This window comes from Synechococcus sp. H60.1 (assembly GCF_047462335.1).
Taxonomy (GTDB): Bacteria; Cyanobacteriota; Cyanobacteriia; order Thermostichales; family Thermostichaceae; genus Thermostichus.
Genome location: NZ_JANSJA010000186.1, coordinates 1 through 7,148 on the forward strand (window position 1 = coordinate 1; position 7,148 = coordinate 7,148).

Below are 7,148 nucleotides of genomic sequence, written 5' to 3' on the forward strand. Positions count from 1 at the left end.
TAACATGGTAGATGCCTTGGGTGCCTGCGAGCGCATTCTCATGACCCCAATGCCCATTGCCTATGCCCTCCATCTGAAGCAGTTATTGCTGCTTTATTGTTTGTCTTTGCCGTTTCAGATGGTGGAGGGCTTGGGTTGGATGACCGGCCCCATTGTCGGGCTGTTGGCCTTTATGCTGTTTGGCGTCGAGGAGATCGGCATTGAAATTGAGAACCCCTTCGGCCGGGATCCAAACGACCTGCCCCTTGATGTGATTTGCAGTAAGATGAAGCAGAATATCGCCGATTTGATCCAGTCTGCCCAGAACAACCATGGGTTATCTCATGAACAAACTTAGGTTGCTCTGGGAAAGGCAGTCCGGTCTACAGTGCGGGGCTTCCCGCCGATTAAGCTAAAGGGATCCCGCTTCTCCCCAAAATTGTTGGGTGGGGAGATTGGCCTAGGCAACTTTCTGGGATCTGGACAACAAGGGATCCCACCTCGGCGCCGGGAATGATACCTTGAGGAGGGTAGGATATTGACGAGAACGACTGCCATGCTGAAATGTACCACTCGCCACGTTCACATCTTTGCTGGCGAGGTAACTGCTGATAACCACTTTGTGCCCCGCGACGATCTGCTTACTCTTGATGTGGATCCGGATAACGAGCTGGTCTGGAACGATGCCGCCCTGCAGAAGGTCTATGCCCGCTTTGAGGAATTGGTGGAAGAGTACAGGGGCCGGGATCTGACCGAGTACAACCTACGGCGCATCGGGTCTGACCTGGAACACTTCATTCGCTCTCTCCTCAAGCAGGGGGAGATTGCCTACAACCTGCAGGGGCGTACTCCCAACTACAGCATGGGCTTCCCCCAGATCCCTGCCGAAGGGATCGTCGGCCAGTACATCCCCAAAGGCTAGCCCTCTTCGCCATTCTGGACAGATCTAGCCCATTTGAGTCTGTAGCCCAACTTACTTGTTGTCGGAGCACCGATCCATGTCTGGAGAACCCACCCCTCAAGAGACCACTGGCGAAAAGTCGGCCCCTGTCGAGGTCGCTAATCCTGCTACTGGGGCGACTGGCTCCGCCAAAGCCGCGGCGAAAAAACCAGCCAAGGAAGAGAAGCCTTTTGAGCAACTGATTGCAGAAGACGTGATCCCAGCAACCATCGCCGCTTTTGAGAAACGCGGCGTCAACGATCTGCAACTGCGGCTGGAGGGCAAGACGCTGGTCGGCTCATTTGCCGGCGGCAAGAAGCAGTTTAGCGTCCTCTTTGCTGAGGGATCCCTCAACGGGCCCAAGTTCTTCCGCTGTGCTGTTGAAGGATCCCCGGCCAGCACCCTCGAGTCTTTTATGATCGACGAGCGCCGCGTCGACGTGAACCTGTTTGTTTTCTATCTGGTGCAGCGCCTCTACGCCCAGCAGTGGTATTGAGGGATCCAAGCTCCTAGATAGCCCAGCCAAATCGCGCCTGTTCTGCCAGAAGGGATCCCTATTCGGGGATCCCTTTTCGCTGAGGCGGGGGATGGGCTAGCGAAGCCAAAAGAGATTATCTTTTGTGAAGAAAAGTAAGGCGGTGCTACGGGAGATCTCGAAATGTACATCGTGCAGATTGCGTCGGAATGTGCCCCCGTCATTAAGGCAGGTGGGCTAGGGGATGTGGTGTACGGCCTCAGCCGGGAGCTAGAAGTGCGGGGGCACTGTGTCGAGCTGGTTTTGCCCAAGTACGACACCATGCGCTACGACCAGATCTGGGGCTTGCACGATGCCTACCGCGACCTCTGGGTGCCCTGGTATGGGGGAGCCATCCACTGCTCGGTGTACTGCGGCTGGGTACATGGCCGCCTTTGCTTTTTTATTGAGCCCCACTCCGGCGACAACTTCTTCAATCGCGGCTGCTACTATGGTTGCCCAGACGACAACATGCGCTTTGCTTTTTTCAGCAAGGCAGCTTTGGAGTTTCTCCTCAAAAGCAACAAGCGCCCCGACATCATCCACTGTCACGACTGGCAGACAGGACTGGTGCCGGTACTGCTCTTTGAGATCTACAAGTACCACGGCATGGAAAACCAGCGGGTATGCTACACCATCCACAACTTCAAGCACCAGGGCTTTGGCGGCCCGGAAATTCTTTGGGCCACTGGCCTCAATCGGGAGCCCTATTACTTCCACTACGATCGTCTGCGAGATAACTTTAACCCCTTTGCCCTCAACTTTATGAAGGGCGGGATCGTCTTTTCCAACTTTGTCACCACGGTTTCTCCCAACCACGCCCTGGAAGTGCGATTTGGCGATTACGGCTATGGGCTGGGTCACACGCTTTATTTACACCAGCACAAGTTTCGCGGCGTCCTGAACGGCATCGATTACGATATTTGGAACCCTGAGATCGACCGCTTTATTCCTTTTCGCTACACAGCGCAAACTTTGGAAAACAAGGCCAAAAACAAAAGAGCCCTGCGGGAACGGCTGCTGTTGCAAGATGTCGAAAAGCCGATTGTGGCCTATATCGGACGCCTCGATGAACAGAAAGGCGTGCATCTGGTGCACCATGCCATCTACCGCTCCCTGTTCAAAAATGCCCAGTTTGTTCTCCTGGGATCCGCCACAGAGCCGGGGATCGGCGCCTGGTTTGCCCATGAGAAACGCTACCTCAACGATAACCCCGACGTTCACATCGAGCTGGGTTTCAACGAAGAACTTTCCCACCTCATCTATGCAGGGGCAGACATCCTGGTGGTGCCCAGCCACTACGAGCCCTGCGGCCTCACCCAGATGATCGGCCTCAAGTACGGCACAGTTCCGGTGGTGAGGGGCGTGGGCGGCCTGGTGGATACCGTTTTTGACCGCGACTACGACAGTTGCAAATTGCCTGAGCAACGCAATGGCTACGTGTTCTACCACACGGATCACGCAGCCCTAGAGTCAGCGTTGGATCGGGCCATCGACCTGTGGTACACCGCCCCCGACCAGTTTCGCCAACTGCAGATCCAGGGCATGAGCTACGACTACTCCTGGAACTACCCCGGCAAAGAATACCTGGAGATCTACGACCAAATTCGCCACCGCTGGTCCTGACCAACATCCCCCCGCCGCCCGGCGGCCACCAGCGATCCCCAGCGATCCCAGCGCTTGACCGCGAGGGAGAAATGCTGGACGATAGGTAGCAATGCTGCTCTTAACCTTCCCTACAGATTGATTGCTGGGGAAGGAAGGCTTGCTCCCTTATCTTCTCCCACCTGAGGATCCCTAGCCGCCATGATAGGCTATCTTGCCTTGGTACTCCACGCACACCTGCCCTTTGTGCGCCACCCCGAGCAGGACTTTGTGCTGGAAGAAGAGTGGCTCTACGAAGCCATCACCGAGACCTATGTCCCGCTGCTGCACATGTTCGAGGGGCTGCGGCGAGATGGCATCGACTTTCGCTTCACTATGTCTCTGACGCCGCCGCTGGTGTCGATGCTGCGGGATCCCTTGCTGCAGGAGCGCTACGACCACTATCTAACCAAGGTGGAAGAGCTGGCCCAACTGGAGTACGACAAGAACGCCACCAACGGCCACATTCGCTACCTAGCCGAGCACTACATCAAGCAATTTGCCATGGTCCGCGATCTCTGGGAGCGCTACGACCGAGACCTGGTGCGGGCCTTCAAACAGTTTCAGGACAGCGGCAACTTGGAGATCATCACCTGCGCCGCTACCCACGGCTACCTGCCCCTGATGCAGATGTACCCGCAGGCGGTTTGGGCGCAGCTGATTGTGGCCTGCGAGCACTACAACGAGCACTTTGGCCAATGGCCGCGGGGGATCTGGCTGCCGGAATGCGCCTACTACCAAGGGCTGGAGCGGATGATTGCCGATGCTGGCCTGCGCTACATGATCACCGACGCCCACGGCCTGCTCTATGCCAAGCCACGGCCCCGTTACGGCATGTACGCCCCCATCTTTACCGAGACCGGTGTTGCCGTCTTCGGTCGGGATCACGAGTCTTCCCAACAGGTGTGGTCGGCGGAGGTGGGCTACCCCGGGGATCCCGTCTATCGCGAGTTCTACAAAGACCTAGGGTATGAGGCCGACTACGAATACATCAAGCCCTACATCATGCCCAACGGCCAGCGGAAAAACACCGGCATCAAGTACCATCGCATCACGGGGCGCAACCTAGATCTGGGGCAAAAGCAACTTTACGATCCCTACTGGGCCAGGGAGAAGGCGGCAGAACATGCGGGCAACTTCATGTTCAACCGCCAGCGACAGATCGAATATCTGCACAGCGTCATGGGGCGCCCGCCGCTGGTGGTGGCTCCCTACGATGCTGAGCTGTTCGGCCATTGGTGGTACGAGGGCCCCTGGTTTTTGGATTTTCTCATTCGCAAGAGCTACTTCGACCAAACCACCTATCGCATGACCCACCTGGCGGAGTACTTGCGGGAGAACCCCACCCAACAGGTGTGCAAACCGGCCCAATCCAGTTGGGGGGCGCGCGGCTTCCACGAGTACTGGCTCAACCCCACCAACGCCTGGATCTATCCCCACTTGCACAAGGCCACCGAGCGGATGATCGAGCTGAGCCGCCGTGAGCCCGCCGATGACCTGGAGTGGCGAGCCCTGAACCAGGCGGCGCGGGAAGTGCTGTTGGCCCAATCTTCCGACTGGGCCTTCATCATGCGCACGGGGACGATGGTTCCCTATGCCGTACGCCGCACCAAGTCCCACCTGCTGCGCTTCAATCACCTCTACGAGAAGATCCAAGCCGGTCAGTTTCGGCGAGAAAAAGCCACTCCCGAAGACGAGCAGTGGCTGGCCAAGGTGGAGTATATGGACAACATCTTCCCCAATATCAACTACCGAGTCTACCGGCCCCTCTAACCATTGGGCAAGGCCAGAACCTGTTGGCAATCTCCAGTCGCAGCGTGGGGAAAAAGAATTTCGGACTACCTGGGCCGCACTCGCCTCTCTTCTTAGATCTTCTTGGACAATGGTCTGGGGGCAGTCGCGGCAGCGGTGCGCCCAGGAAGTGTTTTCTTCAATCTGGTTTGAAACGGCTGCAGTATCTCTGCGGGCTTTCCGCTGCCGAGGGCGGGCCTTATTGCAAATCTTCTCAGAGAACTTGGGATCCCAACTTCCCTGCCTTGATGGCCAGCCCTGCCGGTTCTAGAGCTTGGTGCCGCACTCGGCGCAGAACTTGTGCAAGCTAGGGTTTTTGGCGCCGCAGTTGGGGCAGTAAATAAGCTCGGCAGCCTGTTCCAGTTGCCGCTTTTCTGGCAGCCCAATCATCTGGTAATTGGCTTTGCCGGCGGGCACCATTGGGTAGCAGTTCTCGTCCCGCTTGACCACAAAATCGGCCAGCACCGGCCCCTCGTGGCGCAGCATCTCTTGGATGGCATCGTCCACTTGATCGGGGTGATCGACGCGCATGCCCTTGACGCCAAAGGCTTCGGCCAGCTTGACAAAATCCGGCATGCCCGCAGCCATATCGGAGTGGGAATAGCGCTCGCCGTGGAAGGCCTGCTGCCACTGGCGCACCATGCCCTGCCAGCCATTGTTGATGATGGCCACCTTGGTGGCAATGCCGTACTGGGCCACCGTGCCCAGCTCCTGCATGTTCATCTGAAAGCTGGCATCGCCGCTGATGCAGATCACCTCGGCATGAGGCAAGGCCACTTTGACCCCCATGGCTGCCGGGAAGCCGTAGCCCATGGTGCCCAGGCCAGAGCTGGAGATCCACTGGCGCGGCCCGTTGCGCAGAAACTGCGCCGCCCACATTTGGTGCTGACCGACATCGGTGGTGTAGTAGGCGTGGGGAGCATGGCGACGAAACGCATCGATCACCTGCTGCGGGGCGATCACACCCTCATAGCGGGGCACCTGCAGGGGGTAGTCCCGCTTCCAGCGCTCGATCCGCTCCAGCCAAGCCTGCGTCTGGCCAGGGGTGTGGGGCATTTTGCTCAGTTGCGCCAACAGCTCCACCAAAACGGTGCGCACATCTCCCACAATCGGCACGTCCGGAGCGCGGTTTTTGCCCACCTCTGCCGGGTCAATGTCGATGTGGATCACCTTGGCGTGCTTGGCAAATTCGTCTAGCTTGCCGGTTACGCGGTCGTCGAAGCGGGCCCCCACTGCAATCAGCAGGTCGCACTCGGTAACGGCAAAGTTGGCGTAGGCAGTGCCGTGCATGCCCAGCATCCCCACCGAGAGGGGATCGTTCTCATCGAAGGCCCCCTTGCCCATGAGGGTGGTGGTCACCGGGATCTGATAGGTGTGGGCCAGCTCGGCAATTTCGGCGTGGGCCCCAGAGATGATGGCCCCGCCGCCCACGTAGAGCAGGGGACGCTTGGCCTGCAGAATCAGCTTGGCCGCCGCGTGGATCTGGCGAGGGTTGCCCCGCACCGTGGGCCGGTAGCCGGGGATGTTGACTTCGCTAACCGGCTGGTAGTCGAACTCTTCCAGGCCCACATCTTTCGGAATGTCGATCAGCACCGGCCCTGGCCGCCCGGTGCCGGCAATGTGAAAAGCCTCGGCCACAATCCGAGACATTTGACGCGGATCCCGCACCACGTAGGAGTGCTTGACGATGGGCAGAGTGATGCCAAAGATGTCGGTCTCCTGAAAGCCGTCGGTACCGATCAAATGGCGGGGCACCTGGCCGGTGATCACCACCATGGGCACAGAGTCCATCATGGCGTTGGCGATGCCCGTCACCAGGTTGGTCGCCCCTGGCCCCGAGGTGGCGAAGCACACGCCCACCTTGCCGGTGGCGCGGGCGTAGCCATCGGCAGCATGGGCCGCGGCCTGTTCGTGGCGGACTAGGAAATGTTTGAGTAGACCTTGGGATTCGGCTTTGTACAGCTCGTCGTAGATGGGCAGGATCGCTCCTCCCGGATAGCCGAAAATGTGCTGCACCCCCTGTCGATGCAGGCTATCCACCAGTGCATAGGCCCCTGTTGCCACGATATCTTCTCCCCCCTGAAGACGACCGAGCACTCAACCTGGAGCGGCTGAGTCAGAAGACTGGCCAGCTTTTTGGATTGTGTATTTAGTTCAACAGTTTAGCAGGTGTTTGTTGTGCAAAGTTGGGATTTGCCTGGGGGGTAGCCCTTTTTTCCGGCAGAACCGGTTTTTCCTCCACCCTGCCTTTGCCTTGGAGAACTCTATGAACTACCCCAC

6 protein-coding genes are annotated in these 7,148 nt (G+C 58.3%); 5 read left to right on the forward strand and 1 reads right to left on the reverse strand.

The features are described from left to right. The 5 genes from NW852_RS09595 to NW852_RS09615 all read left to right on the forward strand — a co-directional run. Positions 1-337: bestrophin family ion channel (locus NW852_RS09595; protein WP_414426681.1), on the forward strand; the 337-nt coding region annotated here is incomplete at its 5' end. A 198-nt stretch (positions 338-535) separates the two neighbouring features. Continuing rightward, a complete protein-coding gene (locus NW852_RS09600; protein ID WP_414363917.1) occupies positions 536-901 on the forward strand; it encodes an NAD(P)H-quinone oxidoreductase subunit M in 366 nt (121 codons plus the stop codon). Positions 902-977: 76 nt separating this feature from the next. Then, on the forward strand, positions 978-1,415 hold the full coding sequence (locus tag NW852_RS09605; protein WP_414363881.1) for a DUF2996 domain-containing protein: 438 nt from the start codon (positions 978-980) through the stop codon (positions 1,413-1,415). A gap of 162 nt (positions 1,416-1,577) precedes the next feature. Then, complete coding sequence (gene glgA, locus NW852_RS09610) at positions 1,578-3,059, forward strand: glycogen synthase GlgA (protein ID WP_414335696.1); 1,482 nt, start codon at positions 1,578-1,580, stop codon at positions 3,057-3,059. A gap of 180 nt (positions 3,060-3,239) precedes the next feature. After that, positions 3,240-4,850, forward strand: a complete 1,611-nt coding sequence (locus NW852_RS09615) for a glycoside hydrolase family 57 protein (protein WP_414371100.1) — start codon at positions 3,240-3,242, stop codon at positions 4,848-4,850. Positions 4,851-5,135: 285 nt separating this feature from the next. Here NW852_RS09615 and ilvB read toward each other — a convergent pair whose 3' ends face one another. After that, the gene (gene ilvB / locus NW852_RS09620; protein WP_414363916.1) at positions 5,136-6,932 is read right to left on the reverse strand and encodes a biosynthetic-type acetolactate synthase large subunit; all 1,797 of its coding nucleotides are present in this window, start codon (positions 6,930-6,932) and stop codon (positions 5,136-5,138) included. Positions 6,933-7,148 lie beyond the last annotated feature (216 nt).